Genomic DNA, 25,065 nt, shown 5'->3' on the forward strand with positions numbered 1-25,065 from the left:
CACCGAGGAGTTGTCGCGCCTGCTGGAATCCCTGCGAGACCGCCGGTAGGCGGTCAGGGCACGCTCACCTCCGGGTCCGGACGGGACCGCCCGGCACTGGCTAGGATCGGTTCACCCGAGTCTGTTCTGATGGAGGACGGTGACCGAGCCCACGCATCCGGACGGCCGTCCGCACGCCTCCCTCGCGGCGGCCGCGGTGGCGCTTTCCCGCCTGGGCCGGGTCCGTGACCTGCCGGTCATCCTCATGCTGGCCTGGGTGGGCTGGCTGGCCATCCCGTGGCCGTCCAGCGGTCTCGTCCAGGCCCGCAGCGCGGCCAGTCAGCCCCTGGACGCGGGTGTCGCGGCCAGGTCCCCCGGCGCGGGTGTCCCGGCGGGCCAGGTCCTCGACGCGGAGACTTCGCGCGACCGGATCACGGGCACGGATGTCCCGGCGAGCTGGGGTCTGACCGCGGCGCCGGTCCGTCCGGCGCTGCTGGTGAAAACGGTCACCGAGCCGGTCGGCGAGACGGCGCGGGCGTCGACGAGCGCACGGGAGCTGATCGCCGCGGAGCGGGCGCGCATCGCGGGCGAGGTGCACGACGCCGCCGGGCACGGCCTCGCGACCATCGCCATGCAGGCCGGGGTCGCCCTGCTCATGCTCGACGAGCGGCCCGACCAGGTTCGCGAGTCGCTGGAGGCGATCCGCTCGACCAGCGTGCGGGCGCTCAACCAGCTCCGCTCCGCGCTCGACCTCATCGACCCGGTGGCCGCCGACCACGACCTGCTCCGGCTGATCGACGGAGTGCGCGCGGCGGGGCTGCCCGTCGACGTCGAACCGGCCGAGCCGAGCGTTCCCTCGCACCTCGAAGGCACGGTCTATCGCGTCGTGCGCGAGTCGTTGACCAACGTCCTGCGCCACGCCGGCCCGACCAGAGCCCTGGTCCGGGTCTCCGGCGACCCGGGCCGGTTCGTTCTGGAGGTCGCGGACAGGGGGAGCGGCCGTGCCGGAACGGACGAGGGCCGAGGGCTGGCCGGGATGCGGGTCCGGGTGGCGGAGGCCGGTGGTGCCTTCAGCGCGGGCCCTCGCGAGGGCGGCGGGTTCCAGGTCGTGGCCTGCTTTCCCCGCGCACCGCACGAGGCTCCCCCCGGGTACGACATGAAGCCTTCCCCGGACATCGCGTGAGGCCGGCGAGCTCCACGACCGACGCCCCGCGGTGGCTGACGCCGCAGGACACCGCGTGACTTCTCCGGCGGGCACGATCCGCGTGGCGCTCGCCGATGATCAGGCCGTCGTGCGCATGGGGCTCAGGGCGCTCATCGACAGGGAGCCCGACCTGGAGTTCGCCGGTGAGGCCGCGGACGGCGCCGCGGCTCTCCGGCTGCTCGGTGACACCCGCCCCGACGTCCTCCTCCTCGACATCCGGATGCCCGGCATGGACGGCATCGACACGCTGCGTGCCATCGCCGCCGATCCCGCGCTCAACACCACCCGGGTGGTCGTCGTCACCACCTTCGAGGTCGACCGGTACATCTTTGCCGCCCTCCAGGCCGGGGCCAGCGGATTCGTTCTCAAGGACAGCGCTCCCGAGGAGCTCACCCACGCGATCAGGGTCGTCGCCTCGGGCGAGGCCCTGCTCTCCCCGTCCGTCACCAGGAAGGTGATCGGGCTGTTCGGCCGGCACGACATCACCCCGGTCGAGGGCCTCGACACCCTCACTCCCCGGGAGCGGGAGATGGTGGCCTGGGTCGCCACCGGCCGATCGAACGACGAGATCGCCGCGGAGCTGGTCATCAGCCCCGAGACGGTTCGCACCCACGTCAGCCGCGCCATGGTCAAGTTGCACGCCCGCGACCGCGCCCAGCTGGTCGTCTTCGCGGTCAGATCCGGGTTGACGATCCCTTGAGAAAGCCCCGGTAGTCGCGCTGTTCCAGCTGCGCCTCGATCTGCTTCACCGTGTCCAGGCCCACCCCGACCATGATGAGGACCGTGGTTCCGCCGAACGGGAAGTTCTGCTGGGTCGCCGGATCGCGCAGCAGCATGAACGCGATGATCGGGATCAGCGACAGCGTGCCGAGATAGGCCGCTCCCGGGGCCGTCAGCCGCGAGAGCACGAACCGCAGGTACTCCGCGGTGGGGCGTCCGGGCCGGATGCCGGGCACGAACCCGCCGAACCGCTTCATGTTGTCGGCCACCTCCACGGGATCGAAGGTGATCGACACGTAGAAGTAGGTGAAGGCCACGATCAGCACCAGGTACGCCGTCACATAGACCGGGTGGTCGCCCGAGACGAGATAGCGCGCGATCCACGCCGCGACCGGTCCCGTGCCGCCCATCAGCTGCATCGCCAGCTGCGGCAGGAGGAGCAGGGACGAGGTGAAGATGACGGGGACGATCCCGGCCTGGTTGACCTTCAGCGGAAGGTAGGTCGAGGTTCCGCCGTACATCCTGCGCCCGACCAGCCGCTTGGCGTACTGCACCGGGATCCGTCGCTGCGCCTGCTCCATGAAGACCACCGCCGCCACCAGGAAGACGCCCGCGACCAGCATCGTCGCCAGGGCGAACGGGCTGAGCAGGAAGATGTTCGACATGTAGGAGGGGAACACGGCGATGACCTGCGTGAAGATCAGGATGGACATGCCGTTCCCGATCCCCCGGTCGGTGATCAGCTCGCCCAGCCACATGATCACGCACGTCCCGGCCACCAGGGTGACCACGATCACCGCGATCGTCATCGGGCTCCGGTCGTGCAGTATCTGCCGGTCACAGCCGGGAAAGATCCGGCCCGCGCGAGCCAGCGACACGACGGTGGTGGCGTTGAGCACGGCCAGCGCCACCGTCAGATACCTCGTGTACTGGGTGATCCTCGCCTGCCCCTGACGCCCCTCCTTCCTGAGCGCCTCCAGACGCGGGACCATCACGGTGAGCAACTGGATCACGATGCCGGCGGTGATGTACGGCATGATCCCGAGGGCGAACACCGACAGTTTCAGCATCGCCCCGCCGCTGAACAGCTGCAACATGTCGATGAGCCCGCCGCGGGTCGTGTTCAGGCACTCCCGCACCGCGACCACGTTCACGCCGGGCGCGGGCAGGATCTGCCCGAACCGGAACAGCGTGATCATCGCCAGAGTGAAGAGCATCTTCTTCCGGAGGTCGGGCACGCGGAAGGCACGAATGAGCATGGTCGGCATGCGCAGAGTCTGGGCGCGCGGCCGCGCCGGGACATCCGCTCACCCGAGGCTTCACCGTACGCAGATCCGCGTACCCCCTGATCGGCGCCTGGACGATCCCGGGCCGACCACGACCAGGAGCACCACCCGCGCCGGCCTCGTACGCGCGAGAAATGCCCCGCTCCCCGCCGGCCGGAGAGCGGGGCATCGACGGTGGTGTCAGCCGGTCGCCTGGGCGACACCCTCGGGCGCGCCGTGCCGGATCATCGCCACCACCGCCTCGTGGATCCCCTCGCCGCTGCCCGCCGAGACGGGGAGCGGGCTGCCCGTGGCGACGTACCACTCCTCCGCGCCGGTGTACTGCACGCGGACGGCGGCCTGGCCGCCGGCGATCTCGGTGACCACGGTGAGGTCTCCGGTGACGGTTCCCACCTCGTCGGTCATCACCCCACCGGGACCGGCGGTCACCTCGGACCGGTACCGCTCGTTCATTCCGCGTCGCAGGTGTCGAGCATGCTCTTCAGCGCCGCCCGCTCGGCGTCGGTCACGGTGAGGTCGTAGTCGAACTTCATGTCGGTCCAGGCGCGCGCGTAGGTGCACCAGTAACTCACCAGCGGCGGGCGCCACTGGTCGGGGCTCTGGTCGCCCTTGCTCCTGTTCGACGCGGCGGAAACGGCGATGAGCTGGGAGTTCTTCAGGTCGTTCGCGAACTCGCCCCGCTTCTCCGTGGTCCAGCCGTCGGCGCCGGAGCGCCACGCGTTGGCCAGGGGGACCATGTGGTCGATGTCGACCTGGCTCGCGGAGGCGATCATCCTCCCGTCGTAGGCCGACCTCCAGGTGCCGGAGATGGCCCGGCACCGGCCGTCCTGGAAGACGAGCGAGCCTTCCCTGGCGAGGACCTTCTCGCGCGTGTTGCAGGCGCCGCCCTGGGCGGACCAGTGCGGGAACTTGGCGCGGGAGTAGCCGGTCATCGGGCGCGGCGCCGCCGTCTTCAACTGGTCGAGTTCGGTTCGGGCGACGGTGACGGACGGCGGCTCGGGAAGAGCGGCCGGTGCCGTCGCGGCGATGGCGGGCAGGGACAGGACGAGGGCGGACGCCGCGGCGCCCGTCAGCATGAGGATCTTCACGCGCCAGCACCGTAATGATCGATACCGTCGCCCGGCCGCTCCAGCGCGCCCTCATGGAGATCCCTGCCGGAGCGATGACGTGATCATGACTCGGGTGGCGCCGACATCGAGAGCCGTTCGATCCCGGACCGCCGCGGTGCGGGTCCCCTCGGCCGTCATGGAGGGGCGGGAATGCGTAATAGTGCACTCTCGGGGATGAGTGTGGATTCGTACGCAGAAGGGTTCTTCATAGCTTTCTAACGTCTGTGGTGTCCGAACGACAAGTCTCCACACCGCACTCACGGGAGCATGAACATGAGCACGAAGCGCGCACTTCTCGCCGGAGCGGTCCTGGCCGGTTCGCTGCTGGCCGGTGTGACCGTGGCCCCGGCGGCGACGGCCTCGACCGCCGGCACGACGACCACCGCGACCGCCCCGCAGCAGGCACAGACCTTCAGCAAGCACTTCTTCGGCCCCTACTACTCCGGCTTCGGCCGAGGCGAGGACTTCGGGCACCGGTCCTACTTCAAGGGCTACTGGACCAAGGAGGGCGGCCGCTACTGGTTCTACGGCGACCTGTTCGACCGTGACCGCGACCGCTCCTACAGCTACGTGTGGTTCAAGTGGCACGACCGGTTCGGTTCGCACACCAAGGTCTTCAAGACCCTCGGTCACGGTGACATCGACCGGTTCGGCGGGTTCAAGGGGAGCAGCGGCTTCGACGACTTCAAGGTCCGGGTGTGCGAGGGCACCGACAAGTTCGACGACTGCGGCCGCTGGGGCGACGCCTTCTGACCTGATGGGGTCTCCACACGGGGGTGCAGGGTCAGTGCACGGGGGCCCGGTCGACGATCGATCGGGCCTCATCGGGCGCCGGCCCGTCACCGTGGTCGAAGTCGGTCGCGAGGCGGTCCCCGCCCAGCGCGTCGCCGATCCTGTCGATATCCCGGAACGCCCGCCCTACCCGGCCTCGGCGACGACCGGGGTCCGGTGGCGGGTGCCGCCGGACCCGGTGCGCCCGCGAAGGCCGGACACCGTGATGGCCGCTCCCGCGACGACCATCACGACCGGGACGAACAGGGCCGCGCGGAAGCCGTCGAGCCCCGCCAGGAGCGATCCGCCGGCCCCGGTGGCGGCGACGTTGACGGCGGTCGCCGCCGACAGGCCGAGCGCCGAGCCGAACTGGAACGAGGTGTACAGCAGGCCGCCGGCGACCCCCTGCTCCCTCTCGGGCACGCCGTCGGTCGCGGCGATGGTGAGCGGCCCGTATGTCAGGGCGAAGGCGAGGCCGAGCAGGAGCATGGTCGGGAACATCGCCGCGTACGTCCAGTCGAGACCGACCGGCAGGAACAGGGCGTAGGCCACGGCGGCGAGGCACAGCCCGCCGAGGATCACCCGGACGTTGCCGAAGCGGTTCACCAGCCGGGGGGTGAGGGTGGGGGCGAGTACGGCGTCGATGCTGACGACCAGCAGGGCCAGGGCGGCCTGCAACGACGACCAGCCGCGCAGTTCCTGCAGGTAGAGGACGACGAGGAACTGGAATCCGAAGAACGAGCCGCCGAACAGCAGCGCGCCGAGGTTGGCGCGGACGAGCGGACCCGAGCGCAGGATGCCCAGGCGTATCAGCGGTGCGGCCGACCGCCGCTCGATCGCGGTGAAGGCGGCGAGCAGTACGAGCCCGGCGGCGAGCGCGGCGACCGTCCAGCCCCATCCCGAGCCGGGGTCCTCCAGCCGGACGACCGCGAACACCAGCGCGAACATCGCGCCGGTCACGGTGACCGCACCGGCCAGATCGAAGCCTCCGGTGGAGCGGGGCGGGCGGCTGTCGCCGGGGATGAGGGCAAGGGCGGCGAGGAGGATCGCGGAGGCCAGGATCACCGGCGCGAAGAACACCCATCGCCAGCTGACCGTGGCCAGCAGGCCGCCGACGACGAGGCCGAGGGAGAATCCGGCCGCGGCCGTACCCGCGTAGACCAGCAGGGCACGGTTGCGCCGCGGCCCCTCGGCGAAGTTCGTCGTGATGATGGAGAGGCCCGCGGGCGCCATGAACGCGGAGGCCACTCCCGTCACGAAACGGGCGACGACGAGGACCCAGCCCTCGGTCGCGAACCCGCCCAGGCCGGAGAAGACGACGAAGACGCCGAGCCACGCCAGGAACATCCGCCGCCGGCCGAGCAGGTCGGCGGCTCGCCCGCCCAGCAGCATGAAGCCGCCGTAGCCGAGTATGTAGGAGCTCATCACCCAGCTCAGCGATCCGGTGGTCAGGCCCAGATCGGCGCGGATCGACGGCAGAGCCACGTTCAGCATCGCCACGTCGATCCCCTCCAGGAAGATCGCGCCGCACAGCACGAGCAGCATGCCCCGGGCGCGCCCGCCGATGTGATCCGTACGGTCGGCGCCGCCGGGCGGCGGGGACAGTGGTGTGGACACGAGACGGCTCCTTGTGGGAAGGGAGGGACCGTTATCGGTTCCCTCTTGTAAGTAGTCGCATCATGGGGCACCATCAACGACCATGGAAGAAGGCACTTCGAAGTCACCGAGTCACTGCGCGGACACCGGTTCCTACGTCGACGCCCGGCAGTGGGACACCAGGGAGGACTGCGAGGTCCGCCAGATCCTCGACCGCGTCGCGGACAAGTGGTCGCTGCTCGTCATCGCGCTCCTCGACCGGCGCACCCTCCGGTTCACCGAGCTGAGCCGGGAGATCGACGGCGTCAGCCAGCGGATGCTCACCGTCACCCTGCGCCAACTGGAGCGGGACGGCCTGGTGCGCCGCACTGTGCACCCCGTCGTGCCGCCCCGGGTCGACTACGAGCTCACGTCGCTCGGCGTGACCCTGCACGACACCATCCAGTCGCTAGTCACCTGGACGGAGCGGCACCAGAACGAGATCGCCGCCGCCCGCGCGGACTACGACGCCCGCGCGGAGGCCGCGCCGGCCGTGGCGGGACGCGATGGCGCGCGGGGGGCGATGCGACGTGACAGCGCGACGAAACGCGGCAACGTGACGGCCAATCGTAACGAAACATGGGTGGCGGCAGCGCCGCGTAACGAAAGTCGTGCCGGGGTGGGCCCGTCGGGATGCGAGGTGTGCGGCGCTCCGATCCACGTCGCGCGCACGGGCAGGCCCGCCAGGTTCTGCGGCGCGGCATGCCGCCAGAAGGCCCACCGCCGCCGCTCCGGCGTCCACTAGATGATTGATGCCAAGCCGTGTGTGGTCAGTGATCGTAGGTGGTGAGGGATCGGGCGGTGGGTCGGCTGGTCAGTCTGTCCCGGGGTGCGCGCCCGCTGCGAAGTTATGTGATCGTATATCCATGTTTGTCCGGTAGTCGTTTCATGGTCGGAGACGCGATCTAGCGTCAGCCAGGTTCATGGTTGGGTGGACATGGCGATAAGGGCTAGAACGTGTCATTCGGTAAGAGAGTGTTGTTAATACTGGCGGCAGTTGTCGTGGCGATCACCTCACTGGCGTCTCAGGCCGCTCAGGCGGCAGGGAACGAGTTGGAGCGGATCACCCCAGCGGTGGATCCCAGTCGGCCGCCGCAGGACCAGATGGTCCTCGCTGTGATCGGTGACTACGGCGGCTGCGGTGCGGACCGCACCTGTGCCGAGGAATACCAGGTGGCCGACATGGTGCACTCATGGAATCCCGCGGCCATCCTGACCGTCGGCGACAACACCTACCAGCAGGGCCTGCCCGCGGAGGTGGTGAAAGCCCAGGCGCCGTACAAGGCCGACATCGACGCCGGCAAGTTCTTCCCGATCATGGGTAACCATGATTACGGCAACGGGTGCAGCCCGGAGAGTGTCAAGCCCAGCGTGGACTACTTCAAAGTCCCGGCGGCGTACGTGGCGGGCTTCGGCAACGGGCTGGTCGACTTCGTCAACCCCGACGCCAACTGCCAGACGTCGTCGGGCAGCACGATGCCGCCCATCTACGAGAAGTACAAGAACACGGTCACCGGCAGTACGGCCGAATGGGTGCTCACCGGTGAACACCAGCCGCTCTTCTCCTCCGGCAAGGCCGGCAACAACCCGGACCGGTCGTGGGTGAAGCTGCCCGAGGTCGACCTGATCCTCGCCGGCCACGACCACCACGCCGAGCACATCGTCACCGAGGACGGCTACAACATCGCGATCACCGGCAACGGCGGCGCGGGTCTCACCCCACTGTTCAGCATCACCCCCGGTAGTAAGTTCCGCGACGCGGAGCATTTCGGGGCCATGCGGCTCATCGTGACCAAGGAGTCGCTGAAGGCCGAATTCCTGTCGCTGCCGGGCAGGGTCGACTATTACTTCATCCTGAAGAAGGACGCCCAGGGCAGGGCGTACCTGGCGGAGCGTTCCGACTGGGTCGATCCGAATCCCGATCCCGGGCAGACCCCTGTTCCCAACAAGTACACCGTCTCGTTCGACCTGGCGGCCGGCAATGGTGACGGGCTGACGTACAGGAACTACGAGGACGGCCCCTACCTCGAGAACACGGTCGACGGCCGTAAGGCGCTCGACCTGCAGAAGAACCCGTTCGCCGGCGCCAACCAGCTTTACCTGTTCGTCGACGACGCGGCGATCTCCGGTGGGCCGTACAAGGTCAAGGCGACGATCAGCTATCGCTCCCCGGTCACCGGTTCGTTCAGCCTCCAGTACGACTCCGCGACCAGCGGGTCGGCCTACCAGAAGTCGGCGTCGGTCTCGATCGGCGCGGACCAGGTGAACCAGTGGCAGACCGCGACGATCGAGGTCCCCGACATCCGGTTCACGAACCGGCAGAACGGCGGCGCCGACCTGCGACTGTCGGCTCCGGCCAACCTTCCCCTCGCCATCTCCGCAGTGAAGATCGGCGTTGTTCCGCCCGCGCCCAGAGTGAGCCGCGTCTCGATGGACTTCTCCGGCGAACCCGACGGCCTGAACTGGATCCCCTACGAGAGCGGTCCGGCCCACGAGATCACCATTGACGGCCGCCGCGCACTCCAGGTGGACAAGAACACCTTCAACACCGGTAACAACCTCTATCTCGGGATCGATGACGCCTACATCAGCGGAGGCCCGTATGACGCCACGGCGACCATCGAGTATCGCTCTCCGGTGACCGGCTCGTTCGTCCTCCAGTACGACTCCGCGGCCACCGGCTCGGCCTACCAGAGCACTGCGCGGGTGCAGATCACCTCGCAGATGGTGGACACCTGGCAGACCGTAGCGCTCGACCTGCCGCAGGTGATGTTCCGCAACCGGCAGAACGGCAACGCTGACATGCGGATCGTCGGCGCCAACAACCTGCCCTTCATCATCGGATCGATGAGCGTCGAGCTCGCCGGGGGCCAGGAGAAACTGCTGAAGGAAGCCAAGGACGCGGTCGCCGCCGCCGAGGCGGACCCGTCGGCCGCGAAGGTCCAGGCCGCCGAGGCCGTGATCGCCAAGCTCACCAAGGGCGCCGACGCCGACGCGCTGACCCAGCGGCTGGAGGTGGTGAAGACGATCGTCCAGGCTCAGGACCTGCTCACGGGTATCGCCTCGAACGACCTGACCGATTCGGACGAGATCGACGCAGCGATCGCCGACCTCGGCAAGGTGACGACGATCATCGACCAGCTGCCGGCTGATCGCCGTGGTGCGCTGTCCGAAAGCGCCGCGGCGGCGAAGCGGCGGATCACCGAGGCCGTCACGGCGGTCCTCGGCCGGCCGCACGGGGGCAAGCCTGCTCACATTGCCCGCCCCTGGCTGGACCTGCTGATCTCAGACACCTACCACCGGTTTGGCGAAGAGGGCCTGCAGGGCCGCGTGATGCGGATCGTGGCCGGCCATGCCACCGGCAAGGAGGTCGCAGCGGCCATCGAGGAGTTCCTCGCTACGCGATGACCCCTTCGGCCCTGGCCTTCTGGGGGTCGGCTTCAGGGATACGGTCACCGTGCGGTGCCGCGGCACCGCACGGTGACCGTCGTAGATCCTGTGAGCCATTACCAGGTCGAGGTCCCGCCACGCCATCAAACCGAGCGCGGCACTGCCCACGCCAAGGACGGTGGATCAGGTGTCGCGGGTGCGTCATTCGAAGAACTTGAGGCTGTACCCGACGTTGGTGTTGGCGCCGGGCACGTTCGCCCGCCGGTAGGTGGTCTTGCTCCACCAGACGGCCGTGCCGGTGTACCAGTACCGGTTGGACCAATTGTACGGCGTGCCCTTGGCAACAGCGTGGTACATGGTCGGGAACCGGTTGCCGGACGGTGGGCTGGTGGCGATGTCCCCGCGCTCCAGCACGAACGTGTGGTGGCCCGGGCCGTCCACGTGCAGCGTCGGGGTCCAGCCCGCCATCATGTACGCCGCGTGCGAGCCGAACAGGCAACCGTTGCTCTTGTACCAGTCCCACACGTTCGTCGGGTCACCACCGGAACGCAGCCGTAGATCGGCGAGGCAGTACTGGCTGCTCCAACTGCCGTTCGCGGAGTACACGATGTGCAACTGCCCGTTCGGGTCGAGGATCGGCTCGGGGGCCTCGTTGATGAACGGGTCGCCGACGACCCGCTCCCACGGCTCCCGCGGCTGGGAGATGATGTAACGGCCGCCGGTGGTCGTGGTCGGGCTGCTCATCCGGGCGATGTAGAGGTTCTGTTCGACGTTGGTGTCGCCCGCCCAGCCGGACCACACGAACCAGCGCTGGCCGTTGAAGGTGAACGGCACGCCGTCGATGGCCCACTTGTCGCCGGGCAGGGCGACCTTCGTCGCGGCGGAATAGCCGGAGTCGGCGGTGGCGGAGCTGATGTGGTACATCCGGTGGGCGGCGCTGCGGCCCGCCGCGAAGTAGATGTGGTAGCGGCCGTTGTGGTGCACGATCTCGGGCGCCCACACCTCACCGAGGTTGCCGGTGTCCTTCCATACCTGGCGCGGGGGCGCGTCGGCGATGCCCGCGAGAGTGGTCGCCGTCCGTACAGCGACGCCGCCGTTCACCGACTTGGCCGCGACGTAGAGGTTGCCGACCCGGATGACGCTGGGGTCAGCGCCACCCAGGGTGGTGCGGCCGAGGGTCACGGACTGCTCGGCGGCCGGTGCGGCGGTGCCGGGGGAGGCGGTGATGCCGCCGATGGCGGTCAGGGCGAGGGCGATGACCATCAGTCGAAGAGCATGTCTTTTCATGAGGCTCCTTCTACCTACGGTCCCGCAAAAACTTTTAGTAAAGTTTACTAATAGATTCGATGCTCATTCAAGGGTTCGCCAGAACGGCGCGACGACAAGGTACGAACCGACAGTCACCACCGCAGCCCCACGCCACCGGCCGGCACCGACGCGCCTTTGAACCTGGTCACCGACCCCACCGCAGGCTGACCACAAGCGATCCGTCGGGCAGGACACGGCGCGTGTGGGCATCGTGGGCGCGCTGTTCGGATCTCGTGGCAGGTGCGGCGAGGGCGGTCACTGCCTGAGGACGGCCGGGATCGGCGAGGGGTGACCGGTGAGTGCCTTCCGGAGGGAGCCCCCATCCGCGGAAGACGGAGGGCGCGGCTCAGGCATGCCCCTTGTCGGCCACCCCGCCAAGGGGGACGTCACGCAGGCTGAGCAGCATGAGCAGGGCGCAGCTTCCGACGAGGGCGATGTCGGCGACGTTGCCGACGAACAGGCCGCCGTAGTCGATGAAGTCGACGACATGCCCCCGGCCGAACCCGGGGGAACGCAGGAGGCGATCAAGCAGGTGGGACGTGGCGCCGCCCAGGAGCCCGCCCAGCGCGACGGTCCAGGCGGGCGAGCGCAGCCGCCGCCCCGTGTACAGGATGCCGATGACCGCGATGGCCGCCGCCAGCGCGAACACCCACGTTGTGCCCGCCCCGATCGAGAACGCGGCACCGGGGTTGTACAGCAGTCGCAGCTGGATCAGCTGTGGGATCACCGGGATACGCTCGCCGTCCGAGAGCGCCGAGATCGCCCAGGTCTTCGAAGTCTGGTCCGCGATAAGGACCACTGCGGCCAGCGCGAGCATCCACCCGTACAGTCGTAGCCTTCCCCTCGCCGCCTGCGCACTCCGTCCGACCGCCACCTTTACCCCACAATCTGTAGTTCTCTCGCATCGAATCCAGAGAGCGGCCCTGCCCCTGAGCGTCGTGGGCGGGAAGGGTCGTGCTTGAGGAGCGACGTCGGTGTCGCGTGCGGGGCGGAGCAGCGTCTCGTCGGTGAGATTACCGGTCGATGTGCTCTCGGGCACAGGCGTTGAAGGGGACACCGGGGGTGGCCCGGACCGTGGCGCCGGCTGGCATCTGCTCCGGCACCCGTTCGACGGCGGCTCCCAGCGGTGGTGGGGACCGGGACCTGTCCGGCCGGTTCGCCTCCACTGAGCGAGATGTCGGCGGTGGGCAAAGGCATGGCCAAGCGGTACGTGTCGTGGCCCTGTGCCGGGGGCGCGGAGTGTCTGCTGTGCAGCAGCAGTACACCGCTACCTGGAGGGTCGGAGATGAGGAAGTTGCTTCATGCCGGCGTGCTCGCGCTCGGGGTGTTCGCGGCCGGGTGCGGCGCCGGGGACGGGAGCGCGACCGAGCCGATGGTCGCGAACCAGGTCAACGCGTCGCCCACATCGCCGGGGACCCCTGCCCCGTCTTCGCCCTCGGCCCCGTCGGGGACCAGGGCCGAGGTCCGGCTGGGAGATACGAAGATCGGAAAGGTGCTGGTCGGCGAGGGGGACCGCACGCTCTACCTCTTCGAGAAGGACAAGGGCGGGAAGTCGTCGTGTTCCGGCCCCTGCGCGCAGGCGTGGCCGCCGTACCTCACGGAGGGAAAGCCCAGAGCGGGCAAGGGCGTCAAGGAGCAGCTGCTCGGCACCACCAAGCGGGATGACGGCACGACCCAGGTGACCTACAACCACTACCCGCTCTACTACTTCATCAAGGACACCAAGGCCGGTGAGACGACCGGGCAGGACCTCAACAGTTTCGGCGCCGACTGGTACGCGGTCGGCGCGGACGGGAAGAAGGTGCACGGCTGAGCGCGTCTCGCCCGGATCGGCGATGGGCTGCTCACACGTCATGACGGGAGGAAGCGGGTCCGCCGTCGCGCCAAGGGTTGTTTGTCCAGTGCATGAGATATGTGCTGGACAAACAGGAAACCGCTAAACAGGTGAGTAAAGCCCGTCGATGAGACGGCTCGCTGACCGAAGGGACGCCATGTGACATCCTCCCCGGTGCCGAGGCCGGAGATGTAGCCCTGCTCGCATCCGCGTACCTCCCCGACCGCGCCCGCCACGAGCGCCGCGAAAGCGGCCGGATGACGTGAGGCGCGCCCGAGCACCGGGACCCGTCTCCGCCCACATCGGTCCGCAGGCCGAAGTCGGTTCTGGCGGTGCCCGGCCGCCGGCCCTCCGCCGGGGAACGGAGGAGCCGGCGCCTCGCCACCGGATCGCATGAGAACGATTCCGAAACGGCGGCACGAGAACCCCCGCACCGTTTTCTCAAGGGGCCGGTGCGGGGGTGAGGTGCCCATCGGCGACGTCGTTTTCGACGGGCGCCGATTTCGTCATGTCCACGAGGGATTCTCGCCATCCACTGGACCGGTACGGGCAGGCATGGTTGCATCTCGCTTGTCCAGAATCGATCTTCGGGAGAAGACGAGCGACGATCGCGTGTCGGCGGGGGCTGAATGGGGCGACCGGAAAGGGCTCTCGATCCCGACGCGAGTCCGCTACAGCGGTTCGCGTCAGAGTTGCGGCAGCTGCGGACCGAGGCCGGGCGGCCGAGTTACCGGGAACTGTCCCGGCGTGCGCACTACTCGGTGACCGCGCTGTCGGAGGCGGCCGGTGGAGAGATCTTTCCCACGCTCGCGGTCACCCTGGCCTACGTCGAGGCGTGTGGCGGCGATCCCGAGGCCTGGGAGAAGCGGTGGCGGACACTGGCCGCGGAGTTCGCCTCGGCCGACGCGGCGGAGCGGGCCAGAAAGGACGAGGACGCCCCGTACCTGGGACTGGTGACCTTCGATCCCGGTGACGCCGACCGGTTCTTCGGGCGCCGGGAGCTGGTCGGTGAGTTGCGCGCGCGACTGGAGGACACCTCCCTGCTGGCGGTCTTCGGCCCGTCGGGGAGCGGCAAGTCCTCGCTGCTGCGGGCGGGCCTGCTACCGGCGCTGTGGGACGGGGCACTGTGGGGGAGTAAGGCGTGGCCGACGCTGCTGCTGACCCCGGGCGAGCACCCGCTGGAGGAGCTCGCGATCGCCATGGCGAACGAGATGGGGGCCAGCGCCTCGGTGCTCCACACGGGGCTGCTGGCCGAGCACGGGAGCGCCCGCCTCGACATCGGCCAGCTGCTTGAGGGACGGCCGAAATCGGCACGCGCCGTGATAGTGGTCGACCAGTTCGAGGAGGTCTTCACGCTCTGCCGCGACGAGAGGGAGCGGGTGGCCTTTCTCGACTGGCTGCTCACCGCGGCGGACGGTACCGACGACCGGGCGCGGGTGGTGCTGGGGGTCCGCGCGGACTTCTACGCCCGGTGCGCGGAGTACCCGCCGCTGGTGGCCGCGCTGCGCGACCGGCAGCTGCTGATCGGGCCCATGGACGAGGAGGATCTGCGGCAGGTGGTCACGGGACCGGCGGTCCGCGCCGGGCTCAAGGTCGACCGGGCGCTGGTCGAGGCCATCCTCGGCGACTGCCGCCGGGAGCCGGGGGCGTTGCCGCTGCTCTCGCACGCGCTGCTGGAGACGTGGAAGCGGCGCAGGGGCGACGCGATGACACTGGCCGGGTACCGCGCCGCCGGCGGCATCCAGGGGGCGATCGCGCAGAGTGCCGAGCGGGTCTACGACGAGTCCGGCGACCGGGAGCGCCATCTGGTCAAGAACGTGTTCCTGCGCCTGACCGCGCTGGGCGAGGGCACCGAGGACACCCGCCGTCGCGTCACTCCCGACGAGCTGCTGTCCGGACCGAACGGCACGGCGGTGGCGACCGTGCTGACCAGGCTCACCGAGGCCAGGCTGCTCACCGTCGACGAGGACAGCGTCCAGGTGGCGCACGAGGCGGTCATCCGCTCGTGGCCCAGGCTGCGGGGCTGGCTCGCCGAGGATCGGGAGCTGGTACGCCTGCACCGGCGCCTCACCGAGGCCGCGGCGGAGTGGGAGCAGCACGGGCGTGAGGACGAGCTGCTCTACCGGGGGATACGCCTGACCGCCTGGGACGGTCGCGAGCTTGACCGGCTCAACGACTCCGAGCGTGCCTTCCTGGAGGCCGCGCGGGCCCGCGAGGCCCGCGAGCGCGCGGCGAGCAGCAGGCGGGCCCGCCGGGTGCTGATCAGCGTGACGGCGGTCGGCATGGTGGTCTGCGCGCTGGCGGTGATGGCCCTCGTCCAGGCGGATCGGGCCAGGTACGAGCAGAATCTCGCCTACTCCCGCCAGCTCGCCGCCGACGCCCGAGGCCAGCTCCAGCTCGACCCCCAGCTCAGCCTGCTGCTGGCCCGGCGGGCGTACGAGGTCAGCCCCACCGTCGAGGCCGCCGCGGTCCTGCGACAGGCGGTCGTCGACTCCCGGGTGCGTCTGATCCTGCCCGTCGACGGGGGCAAGGTCTGCGGCGTCGCTTTCTCCCCGGACGGGCGCCTGCTGGCCGCGAGCAGCGGTGACGGGACCGTACGGGTGTGGCGGACGACCGGGCAGGGCCTGCCGGCGGGGGACCCGGTCGTGTTGCGGGGGCACGAAGGCCAGGCGTGGAGCCCGGTGTTCAGCCCCGACGGGCGCTACCTGGCCACCGCGGGCGTCGACGGCACTGTACGGGTGTGGGATCTGACCGGCGGTGACCGGCCCGCGGTTCTCCCGGGGCACACGGGAGAGGTCTGGAACGTGTCCTTCGGCCCGGACGGGCGGCGCCTGGCCAGTAGCGGAGACGACGGCACGGTGCGGGTGTGGAAGGCGGGCGGCGGCGGGTGGGCCGGCGCGTCCTCGGTCGTGCTCCGCGGGCACGAGGGGCGGGCCCTGGGGGTGGCGTTCAGCCCGGACGGCCGGCGCCTGGCCAGCGGGGGCGGCGACGGTACGGTGCGGCTCTGGGATCCGGAGGGCAAGGAACGGCCCACCGTGCTTCGCGGGCACGAGAACTCGGTGGAGAACGTGGCGTTCAGCCCGGACGGTCGGCGCCTGGTGAGCGCGAGCACCGACGGCACCGCGCGGCTGTGGGACATACCGGGCGACGGCTCCTCCATGGTGCTACGCGGGCACGACGGCACCGTGGAGGGGGTGGCGTTCAGCCGCGACGGGCGCAGGATCGCCAGCGTGGGCAACGACGGCACGGTCAACGTCTGGAGCGCGGGCGACACCATCGCCCCGCTGCTGCTGAGCGGTCACCGAGGGACTGTGTGGGGCGCCGACTTCAGCCCCGATGGCCGGATGCTGGCCAGCGCGAGCGATGACGGCACCGTACGGCTCTGGGACGTGACGGCGGTGGGCGACGCCGCCATCATGCGCGGTCACACCGGAGAGGTATGGGACGCGGCGTTCAGCCCGGACGGGCGGCGGGTGGCCGACGCCGGCAGTGACGGGACGGTCCGCATCGGGGATGTCACCGGCAAGGGCGGCACGGTGGTCCTGAGTCCCGGTGGCGGGGAGATGCTCGGCGTGTCCTTCAGCCCGGACGGGCGGCGGGTGGCGAGCGCCACGCGGGACGGTGTGGTCCGGGTCTGGGACGCCTCCGGGCGCGGTGAGCCGGTCGCGCTCCGCGGCCACCTCGAGACGGTGTGGAACGCCGCGTTCAGCCCGGATGGGCGGCGGCTGGTCAGCGGGGGCAGTGACGGCACGGTCCGGGTCTGGGACGTCTCGGGGCATGGTGAGCCGCTCGTGCTCCGCGGCCATCGGGGGTTGGTCAGGCATGTCGCCTTCAGCCCGGACGGGCGGCGGGTCGCGAGCGCGGGTGAGGACGGCACGGTCCGGGTCTGGGACGTCTCGGGGCATGGTGAGCCGGTGGTGCTCCGCGGCCACCAGGGGATGGTGTGGAACGTGTCCTTCGGCCCCGACGGGCGGCGGCTGGCCAGCGGCGGCAGCGACGGTACCGTCCGGGTCTGGGACGTCTCGGGACGCGGTGAGCCGGTGGTGCTCCGCGGCCACCGTGGGTTGGTGTGGAGCGTGTCCTTCAGCCCCGACGGGCAGTGGGTGGCCAGCAGCGGCAACGACAACACGGTCAGGATCCAGGCGGCCGCGGGCGAGGGCGAGCCGGTGGTCTTCCACGGTTACGGCGCCTCCGTCGAGAGCGTGGAGTTCGCCCGCGACAGCCGTAACCTCGTCACCGCGCACGGCGACTCCACGGTGCGGGTCTGGCGGTGCGACGTGTGCGGCCCGATGGAGGAGGTGCTCCGGCTCGCCGGTGACCGCACCATCCGCGAGCTGACCCCGGACGAACGAAAGGCGTACCTGCAGACCTCCCGCTGACCGGGGCTCGCGGCCGGTGCGTCAGGTGGACTCCCGGACGACCAGCTCGGTGGGCAGGATCGTCGACGAGGCGGGGCCGCCGTCGATCTGGCGCAGGAGCAGGCGCACCGCCGCCCGTGCCTGGTCCGTCCTGGGCGTGCGTACCGTGGTGAGCGCGGGCACGGTGTAGGAGGCGGCCCCGATGTCGTCGAACCCCACGATCGCGACGTCGTCGGGCACCCGTCGCCCCGACTCGCTCAGCACCCGCAGGGCGCCGATCGCCATCAGGTCGCCGGCCACGAAGACCGCGTCGAGCGCCGGGTCGTCCCGCAGCAGCTGGCGCATCGCGTCCGCGCCCGAGGCGAGGGTGAGGTCGCCGACGGCGATGATCGACCGGTGCCCGGTGTCGCGCAGTGCCTCGCGGTACCCCCTGAGCCGGTCCTGCGCGGCGATCGTGTCCGGGGGACCGGCGATCGCGGCGATCCGCCGCCGTCCCCGGGCGAGCAGGTGCCTGACCGCCGAGGCGGCGCCGCCGGTGTTGTCGATGTCGGCGTACGAGGTGGGCGCCGACACCGCGGGCCTGCCGAGCGACACGACGGGGATGCCGGTACGGGCCAGCGCGGTGGGCAGCGGGTCGGAGCTCAGCGTCGAGTCGAGCACCACCCCGTCCAGGTGTCCCGAGGCGGCGTACCGCTCGACTCGGAGCCGGCCTTCGGCCGAGTCGGCGAGCATGAGGGTGACCCGCTTGCCCGCGTCCTCCAGCTCCCGGGTGGCCGAGCGGACGGTCGCTGAGAACAGCGGGTCGTCGGCGTACGCCCCGGCCGGGGAGCCGGAGACGACCAGCGCGATCGAGTCGGTGCGCCTGGTCACCAGGGAGCGGGCCGCCGAGTTGGGGACGTAGCCCAGCTCGTTGACCGCGTTCAGGACGATGGCGCGGAACTCGTCGCTGACCGTGCCTTCACCGTTGATCACTCGGGAGACCGTCGACCTCGACACGCCGGCGCGGGCGGCGACCGCCTCCAGCGTGGGACGCCTGACCCGCTCGCGGTGCAGCCCGTTGTGCCGGATCACCTCGCGGTACCAGAGCGCGCTGTCCTTGGGCAGCCGCCGCTGCGTCTCGAAGTCGACGTGCACGATCCCGAAGCGCTTGTCGTATCCCTCGGCCCACTCGAAGTTGTCCAGCAGCGACCAGACCAGGAAGCCGCGCAGATCCGAACCGGCCTCGATGGCGGCGTGCGCGGCCCGCAGGTGGCCCTCGAAGAAGGCGGTCCTGTCGGTGTCGTGCACGCGGTCGCCCGTCACCACGTCGTCGAACGCGGCGCCGTTCTCGGTGACCAGCAGGCCGACCTCGGGGTAGTCGCGCGAGAGCCGGGTGAGCAGCTGGGTGAGCCCGGTCGGCACGATCGCCCAGCCCATCGCGGTCGTCGGGGCGGGGGCGCCGCTGAAGCGGATGTCCTCGCTCCCGGGATAGGCGGCGTTGGCCGGCTCACCCGGCTCCGACCGCACCACGCAGGGCGTGTAGTAGTTGATCCCGAGCAGGTCGAGGGGCTGGTTGATCGCTTCGAGATCGCCGTCGCGGATGTGGTCGAGTCCGCCCATCCGATCCATGATCGCGAGCGCCGGGGCGGGATAACTTCCGCGCAGGGCGGGGTCGAGGTACTGCCGGTTGATGAGGCAGTCGATCCGGTTCACCGCCTCGGCGTCCTCGGCGGACGGCACGAGGTCGGGGTCGTTCACCTGGTCGGGTGTGATCACCGGTGCGAGGTTCAGGGTGAGGGCGATCTCGCGGGCGCCCGACTCGCGCAGTACCCGGGCGCCCAGCCCGTGGGCGAGCAGGAGATGGTGGGAGGCGCGGAAGGCCTCCGCCGCCGACGCGCGGCCCGGCGCGTGCGCGCCGATGCCGTATCCCAGCACCGCGGCCACCCATGGCTCGTTGACCGTCATCCACGTCCCGACGCGGTCGCCGAGCCGGTCGTGCACGATCCGCGTGTAGTCGGCGAAGCGGTAGGCCGTGTCACGGTTGGTCCACCCGCCGAGGTCCTCCAGCGCCTGGGGGAGATCCCAGTGATAGAGCGTCACGTACGGCGCGATGTCGGCCGCCAGCAACTCGTCCACCAGCCGGTCGTAGAAGTCGAGCCCGGCGGCGTTGGCGGGTCCGGAGCCCGACGGCTGGATCCGGGGCCAGGCCACCGAGAACCGGTACGCCCCGAGACCCAGCTCCGCCATCATCCGGACGTCGCCGGCGTAGCGGTGGTAGTGGTCGCAGGCCACGTCGCCGGTGTGGCCGCCGGCGGTCCTGCCGGGCGTGTGGGAGAAGGTGTCCCAGATCGACGGACCGCGCCCGTCGTCTCGCGCGGCGCCCTCGATCTGGTACGCGGCGGTGGCCGCCCCCCAGACGAAGCCGTCGGGAAAGGCCAGGGTCTCGCCCCGAGCCGAGATGGTCGTTGCGGTCATCCTTCGACAACTCCCCGTTGGTTCTCGCGATTGCCAGGACGCGCGGAACGTCCTGGCCGGTGGAAACACCTCACCGACATTCTGGGCACGGCCGAGGTCCGGCGTCGAGAGGACCGCCATTCCGAACTGGTGTGCCTCCCCCGGTCCCGTGTTCGTGATCGGTGACACGGTAACCGATACCGCCGGCAACGAGGCCGCTCCGGGACCGCGGGAGACCTCCCGGCGCACGCCCTCAGGCGCCGCGCGGGGTCAGCATGCGGTCGACCAGCTGCTGGAGATGGGCGAGGAAGGCCTGCCGCGCCTGAGGGTCGGTGGAGGCGGAGCCGTGCCCATCGGTGTTGATCTCGCCGTGCATGAACCCGTACACGCTCCAGATCAGCGTCTGCACCGTCTGTTCCAGGTTCACCCGGTCGTCGATCAGACCGGCCTCCGCGGCGGGGCGCAACGCGTCGCAGACGAGGTGGATGACGGGGTCCTTGTAGGTCGCCTCAAGTTCGGGGATGTCGGCGGCGTCGCCGAGCCAGCGGTGCGCCCACAGCGAGGGGACCTGCGGGTTGGCGAGGAAGAACTCCAGAAAGCGCGTCGCGAGCCGGTACACGACGGCGCGGGCCTCCTCGGGGTCGGCGGCCGGGAGGGCGCTGAGCACATCTGTCACGATGCCGCGCTCCATCCGGCTGCCGTGGTCGACGACGGTCAGGTAGAGCTCACGTTTGTCGCCGAACCGTTGCTGCAGCCACGTCATGTCCTCCCCCGAGGCCTCCGCGATATCGTGCAGCGACGTGCCGTCGTAGCCGAACGCGGCGAAGAGCCGCGCCGCGATGTCGATGACCGCCTGGCCCTGCGGGTCGTCGGAGGGAAGCATGATTCCCATTCAAGTCCCGCACGAGGGCGGGGAGGGCCACGTACTGGTTTCGACCCGGTCAAACCTGTGTGCGCAATACCCCGCCGGTGAGGGGCGCGGGTCACGAGGGGAGGATACGCGTCTCGCCCGCCGCGGTCAGGGTGGTGATCCGTCGCGGGGCGGCGGAGTCGCGCCGCACCTGGACGGTCGCGTTCCCGTCGCCGGCCCGCACGTCGTAACCGTCCTCGCCCGGCACCCTGACCTCCACGTTCCCGGCCGTCCGCACCACGGCCCTGACGTCGCCGGGCGGGCTCGCGAACCCCAGTTCGACGTCTCCGACGCCGGTCTCGACGTCGGCCCCGGCGGACCTCAGACCGGTGCCGTGCACGTTCCCCACCTCCGTCCGTGCCCGCAGCGCGCCCCGCGCGCCGTCCACGACCACGTCGCCCGTGGCGGTCGAGAGGCGCAGGTCGCCCCAGAGGCCGTTGACCGACACGGTCCCGAAGCGGCTCTGCACCTCGACGTCGGTGGTCCCGGGCAGGCTCAGGGTGTAGTCGGCCCGGCAGTTCGGGCCGTCTGGACGGTCGCCGCCGGGGCAGCGGACGCCGATCGTGAGCGTCCGCCCGTCCCAGTCCTCGGTGACCACGGGCCGGTCCAGGGTCCACTGGAGCGTCCGCTCCAGGTCCAGCCGCCGCTCCGCGCCGCCGACGACCGAGACGTTGACGTAACCGGTGGTCTCCACGACGATCCCCGGCGAGGTGAGCGCGTGGGACCGCAGCGTGGTCTCGGAGACCCGGCGGGCCTGGGTGACCTCGCTCCACGCCGCGATGGAGGTGAGGGCCACGGTGAGCGCGGTGAGCGTACCGCCCACGACGATCCAGGCTTTTCTGGCGTTGCTCCGTATCGGCATGTTCTCAAACCTTCAGGAATCGCAGGACGGCGAGTACCCGGCGGTGGTCCTTGTCGGCGCCGGAGAGGTCGAGCTTGGTGAAGATGTTGTTGATGTGCTTTCCGACCGCGCTCTCCGAGACCACCAGGGCCTCGGCGATCCCGGTGTTGGACCGGCCCTCCGCGATCAGCGAGAGCACCTCGTACTCCCTGCGGGTCAGCCGGTCCAACGGGTCGCTGTGCCTGCGCAGCAGGAGCTGGGCGACCACCTCGGGGTCCAGCGCGGTGCCTCCGGCGGCGACCCGGCGCAGCGCGTCGAGGAACTCCTCGACGTCGGCCACCCGATCCTTGAGCAGGTAGCCGATCCCGCTGGTCGCGGTGGACAGCAGCTGGGTGGCGTAGCGCTCCTCGACGTACTGGGAGAGCACGAGGATCGCGAGTGTCGGCCGCTGGCGGCGGAGCACGAGCGCCGCGCGCAGGCCCTCGTCGGTGTGCGAGGGCGGCATCCGCACGTCGGTGACGACGAGGTCGGGAACGTGTTCGTCCACGGCGCGCAGCAGCCCCTCGGCGTCGGAGACGGCGGCCACGACCTCGATGCCCACCGAGCCGAGCAGGCGGATGAGCCCCTCTCGCAGCAGTACGGAGTCCTCGGCGAGCACTACGCGCACGGTAGCTCCACTCTGATCGTCGTCGGCCCACCCGGCGGGCTGTCGACGTACAGGATGCCGTCCACGGAGCCGACCCGGCGGGCCAGGCCGCGCAGCCCCGTTCCCAGGTCGGGGTCCGCGCCGCCCTGGCCGTCGTCGTGGACGGCCAGGTGCAGCCGGTCGCCGTGGCGCTCCACCGTGACCTCGGCGCCGGACGCCCGCGCGTGCTTGGTGATGTTGGTCAGCGCCTCGGAGACGACGAAGAACGCCACCGCCTCGACCGTGGGAGAGACCCGCTCGGAGATGTCGACGTTCAGCCGCACGGAAAACGGGGCCCGCGCGGCGAGGCCGGACAGCGCCGCGTCCAGGCCCTGGTCGTTGAGCACGGCCGGGTGCAGCCCCCGGACGAAGTCGCGCAGTTCCTTCAGCGCCTGTTTGGCCTCCTCGTGCGCCTGCACGATCACCTCGCGGGCGGGCTCCGGCAGGTCGGTGAGGGTCGCACGGGCCATGCCCAGGTTCATCGCCAGCGACACCAGCCGCTGCTGGGTGCCGTCGTGCAGGTCCCGCTCGATACGGCGGCGCTCGGCGTCAGCGGCGTCGACCACCCCGGCCCGGCTCTCCCGCAGCGTCTCGACCCGCAGCACCAGCTGGTCGCTGAGGCTGGGGCCGAGCAGGGCCTCGGCGGCGATCACGTCCAGCACGGCGAATCCGCGGGCCACCCACGGCCCGGAGACGAGCAGCGTCCCCGAGACGAGGATGAACACCGTGCTCTGCCAGGTCTCCCCCATCGCCCAGCTCCGCATCGCGAGCGCGGCGGTGACCAGGCCGCCCGCCCATGCCCCGACGACCGAGGCGGCGCCGACGCCGCTGATCAGCGGGGCCAGCAGGTGGTACGAGAGCCGGCGCCAGGTGCTCCGCGTCCTGGCCTCCTGGAGCAGCCGCCCGAAGGGGTTCCTGCTCAGCGGGCGGTGCGGGACCGGGGGGATGTCGACGTCGAGGAAGGCGGCGAACCGGGACCGCTGCACCCGGGTGAGCAGCCGGACGACCCAGAAGAACAGCAGCAGCGCGACCACCGGGACCACCACGGTCCACACGAACAGCACCGACGCCACGGTCAGGCCCACGATCACCGCCGCGCCCAGCAGGGCGATCGGCAGGCCCGTCACCAGGTGCGCGGTGCGGAGCCAGGTCTGTGCCGACCAGTGGGCGCTGATCCTCGACCAGGGGGTGGTCGCCTCGATGCCGCTCATGGGACCACCGTAGGGACTGCGGCGGCTCGGGCACATGGGCGAGGTATCCCGGAAAAAGGTGGGGTTTACCCCACCCTTGTACCGCCGGGGCGCCTTCCGGCGTGAGCCGGAGCCCGGGTCTGGAGCGGAAACGGCGTCGAGATCCTCGATGCCCCCGATGCCCCCGGGGCCTCACGGGTGTGGCGGGCAGGACGGGACGGCACCGAACCCGCTGTGCTCTCGTGCCTGACCCTGCTCTCCCGTTTATAAACGTCTGTTCGTTTATAAATCTGGCCGGACCGGGTACGGTTAACGAACAGTCATTCACTAACGGGGTGGGGGCTCGGCGGGATCTCGCGCGCCGTCCTGGGGCACTCGCCCGAGCTGTGGCCTCCGCATACCCGAGACCGGACAGAGAAGGAGATCCCGTGCAGGACCACCAGGGAGATGCCGTGCAGGCGGGCGGAGCCATCGCGCTCGTCGCGGGCGGGACCCGGGGCGCCGGACGCGGCATCGCCGCCGAACTCGGCGCGGCGGGCATGACCGTGTACGTCACCGGACGCAGCACCAGGCAGGGCCGCTCCGACCTGGACCGGCCGGAGACGATCGAGGACACCGCCGAACTGGTCTCGGCGCGCGGCGGGACCGGCGTCGCCGTCCGCTGCGACCACTCCGACCCCGAGCAGGTACGCGCGCTCGTCGACCGGATCGGAAGCGAGCAGGGCAGGCTCGACCTGCTCGTCAACGACGTGTGGGGCGGCGATCCGCTCGCCGAGTGGGACAGGCCGCTCTGGGAGCACGACCTGGACAACGGGCTGCGCATGCTGCACCGGGCCGTGGACACCCACATCATCACCAGCCGTTTCGCGCTGCCACTGATGATCGCCCGGCGGAGTGGCCTGGTCGTCGAGATCACCGACGGCACCGAGCGTGATGTCGACGAGGTGCTGGGCGGCTATCGCGGTTCGTTCTTCTACGACCTGGCCAAGCACACGGTCATCCGGCTCGCCCGCAACCAGGCCGCCGAGCTGAAGCCGCACGGTGTGGCGGCGGTCGCGCTGACCCCCGGCTTCCTGCGCTCCGAGGCCATGCTGGACCACTTCGGCGTCACCGAGGAGAACTGGCGGGACGGCGCGCTGAAGGATCCGCACTTCGCCGCCTCGGAGACGCCCGCCTACATCGGCCGGGCCGTGGCCGCGCTCGCCGCCGACCCGGAGATCATGGCCAGGACCGGCGGCTCGTACAGCACGGGCGGGCTGGCGGCGGAGTACGGCTTCACGGACGTCGACGGTTCGCAGCCTGATTTCATCACCTACTACCGGGACTTCCTCGCCCGGACCTCCTGACATCGCGGGAGCCCGCCCGCGTTCCCCGTCCGGTGCGCCGTTCGCTCTGGGGGCAGGTGACACCGC

The 25,065-nt window shown here is 70.5% G+C and carries 19 protein-coding genes and 1 pseudogene; 8 read left to right on the top strand and 12 right to left on the bottom strand.

Features of this window, described 5'->3' with window-relative positions:
- The first annotated feature begins 139 nt into the window (after positions 1-139).
- Together ABZ260_RS18475 and ABZ260_RS18480 are read left to right on the top strand one after the other, a co-directional pair.
- Positions 140-1,162 carry a histidine kinase gene (locus ABZ260_RS18475; protein ID WP_355618745.1) on the top strand — a complete coding sequence of 341 codons (1,023 nt, stop codon included), beginning with the start codon at positions 140-142 and terminating at the stop codon, positions 1,160-1,162.
- A 55-nt stretch (positions 1,163-1,217) separates the two neighbouring features.
- Positions 1,218-1,883 carry a response regulator transcription factor gene (locus ABZ260_RS18480; RefSeq protein ID WP_350923148.1) on the top strand — a complete coding sequence of 222 codons (666 nt, stop codon included), beginning with the start codon at positions 1,218-1,220 and terminating at the stop codon, positions 1,881-1,883.
- On the opposite strand, the gene secY is transcribed toward ABZ260_RS18480, so the two are convergent.
- The 3 genes from secY to ABZ260_RS18495 form a co-directional block, all read right to left on the bottom strand.
- Positions 1,858-3,171: a preprotein translocase subunit SecY gene (secY, locus tag ABZ260_RS18485; RefSeq protein WP_355618749.1), complete on the bottom strand. Its 1,314-nt coding sequence runs from the start codon at positions 3,169-3,171 to the stop codon at positions 1,858-1,860. The genes ABZ260_RS18480 and secY overlap by 26 nt on opposite strands.
- A 198-nt stretch (positions 3,172-3,369) precedes the next feature.
- Positions 3,370-3,642, bottom strand: a complete 273-nt coding sequence (locus ABZ260_RS18490; RefSeq protein ID WP_355548052.1) for a hypothetical protein — start codon at positions 3,640-3,642, stop codon at positions 3,370-3,372.
- Complete coding sequence (locus ABZ260_RS18495) at positions 3,639-4,277, bottom strand: HNH endonuclease family protein (RefSeq protein ID WP_355618752.1); 639 nt, start codon at positions 4,275-4,277, stop codon at positions 3,639-3,641. Before ABZ260_RS18495 ends, ABZ260_RS18490 begins: the two co-directional genes overlap by 4 nt.
- A gap of 294 nt (positions 4,278-4,571) precedes the next feature.
- On the opposite strand from ABZ260_RS18495, the gene ABZ260_RS18500 reads away from it, so the two are divergent.
- Entirely contained in the window at positions 4,572-5,051 is a 480-nt protein-coding gene (locus ABZ260_RS18500) for a hypothetical protein (RefSeq protein WP_355618755.1), read from the top strand.
- A 165-nt stretch (positions 5,052-5,216) separates the two neighbouring features.
- On the opposite strand, the gene ABZ260_RS18505 is transcribed toward ABZ260_RS18500, so the two are convergent.
- The gene (locus tag ABZ260_RS18505; RefSeq protein WP_355618758.1) at positions 5,217-6,686 is read right to left on the bottom strand and encodes an MFS transporter; all 1,470 of its coding nucleotides are present in this window, start codon (positions 6,684-6,686) and stop codon (positions 5,217-5,219) included.
- A gap of 82 nt (positions 6,687-6,768) precedes the next feature.
- Here ABZ260_RS18505 and ABZ260_RS18510 point away from each other — a divergent pair, with 82 nt between their 5' ends.
- Both ABZ260_RS18510 and ABZ260_RS18515 read left to right on the top strand, forming a co-directional pair.
- Positions 6,769-7,449 carry a helix-turn-helix domain-containing protein gene (locus tag ABZ260_RS18510; RefSeq protein WP_355618761.1) on the top strand — a complete coding sequence of 227 codons (681 nt, stop codon included), beginning with the start codon at positions 6,769-6,771 and terminating at the stop codon, positions 7,447-7,449.
- A 212-nt stretch (positions 7,450-7,661) separates the two neighbouring features.
- Positions 7,662-10,112, top strand: coding sequence for a metallophosphoesterase (locus ABZ260_RS18515; protein ID WP_355618771.1), 2,451 nt, complete (start codon positions 7,662-7,664; stop codon positions 10,110-10,112).
- 183 nt (positions 10,113-10,295) lie between these two features.
- On the opposite strand, the gene ABZ260_RS18520 is transcribed toward ABZ260_RS18515, so the two are convergent.
- Both ABZ260_RS18520 and ABZ260_RS18525 read right to left on the bottom strand, forming a co-directional pair.
- Positions 10,296-11,381 carry a glycoside hydrolase family 43 protein gene (locus ABZ260_RS18520; RefSeq protein ID WP_355618774.1) on the bottom strand — a complete coding sequence of 362 codons (1,086 nt, stop codon included), beginning with the start codon at positions 11,379-11,381 and terminating at the stop codon, positions 10,296-10,298.
- A 367-nt stretch (positions 11,382-11,748) separates the two neighbouring features.
- Positions 11,749-12,276, bottom strand: coding sequence for a signal peptidase II (locus tag ABZ260_RS18525; protein WP_355618777.1), 528 nt, complete (start codon positions 12,274-12,276; stop codon positions 11,749-11,751).
- A 411-nt stretch (positions 12,277-12,687) separates the two neighbouring features.
- Between ABZ260_RS18525 and ABZ260_RS18530 the strand changes: the two genes are divergently transcribed.
- Both ABZ260_RS18530 and ABZ260_RS18535 read left to right on the top strand, forming a co-directional pair.
- Complete coding sequence (locus ABZ260_RS18530) at positions 12,688-13,215, top strand: hypothetical protein (protein ID WP_355618780.1); 528 nt, start codon at positions 12,688-12,690, stop codon at positions 13,213-13,215.
- A gap of 713 nt (positions 13,216-13,928) precedes the next feature.
- The gene (locus ABZ260_RS18535) at positions 13,929-17,615 is read left to right on the top strand and encodes a hypothetical protein (RefSeq protein ID WP_355618783.1); all 3,687 of its coding nucleotides are present in this window, start codon (positions 13,929-13,931) and stop codon (positions 17,613-17,615) included.
- 21 nt (positions 17,616-17,636) lie between these two features.
- On the opposite strand, the gene ABZ260_RS18540 is transcribed toward ABZ260_RS18535, so the two are convergent.
- The 6 genes and pseudogenes from ABZ260_RS18540 to ABZ260_RS18565 all read right to left on the bottom strand — a co-directional run bounded on the left by ABZ260_RS18540 (position 17,637) and on the right by ABZ260_RS18565 (position 23,674).
- Positions 17,637-18,665, bottom strand: a complete 1,029-nt coding sequence (locus ABZ260_RS18540; RefSeq protein WP_355618798.1) for a LacI family DNA-binding transcriptional regulator — start codon at positions 18,663-18,665, stop codon at positions 17,637-17,639.
- Positions 18,657-20,048 (bottom strand): annotated as a pseudogene (locus ABZ260_RS18545) (GH1 family beta-glucosidase); the annotation flags it as partial. The pseudogene ABZ260_RS18545 and the gene ABZ260_RS18540, both read right to left, overlap by 9 nt.
- Positions 20,049-20,280: 232 nt before the next feature.
- On the bottom strand, positions 20,281-20,910 hold the full coding sequence (locus ABZ260_RS18550; protein WP_355618786.1) for a TetR/AcrR family transcriptional regulator: 630 nt from the start codon (positions 20,908-20,910) through the stop codon (positions 20,281-20,283).
- 100 nt (positions 20,911-21,010) lie between these two features.
- Complete coding sequence (locus tag ABZ260_RS18555; RefSeq protein ID WP_355618789.1) at positions 21,011-21,799, bottom strand: hypothetical protein; 789 nt, start codon at positions 21,797-21,799, stop codon at positions 21,011-21,013.
- A gap of 4 nt (positions 21,800-21,803) precedes the next feature.
- Positions 21,804-22,445: a response regulator transcription factor gene (locus ABZ260_RS18560; protein WP_350956899.1), complete on the bottom strand. Its 642-nt coding sequence runs from the start codon at positions 22,443-22,445 to the stop codon at positions 21,804-21,806.
- Positions 22,436-23,674: a histidine kinase gene (locus ABZ260_RS18565; RefSeq protein WP_355618792.1), complete on the bottom strand. Its 1,239-nt coding sequence runs from the start codon at positions 23,672-23,674 to the stop codon at positions 22,436-22,438. Before ABZ260_RS18565 ends, ABZ260_RS18560 begins: the two co-directional genes overlap by 10 nt.
- Before the next feature lie 407 nt (positions 23,675-24,081).
- Between ABZ260_RS18565 and ABZ260_RS18570 the strand changes: the two genes are divergently transcribed.
- A complete protein-coding gene (locus ABZ260_RS18570) occupies positions 24,082-24,999 on the top strand; it encodes an SDR family oxidoreductase (RefSeq protein ID WP_355618795.1) in 918 nt (305 codons plus the stop codon).
- The last annotated feature ends 66 nt before the right edge of the window (positions 25,000-25,065 follow it).

This window comes from Streptosporangium sp. NPDC006013 (assembly GCF_040614275.1).
Classification (GTDB): domain Bacteria; phylum Actinomycetota; class Actinomycetes; order Streptosporangiales; family Streptosporangiaceae; genus Streptosporangium.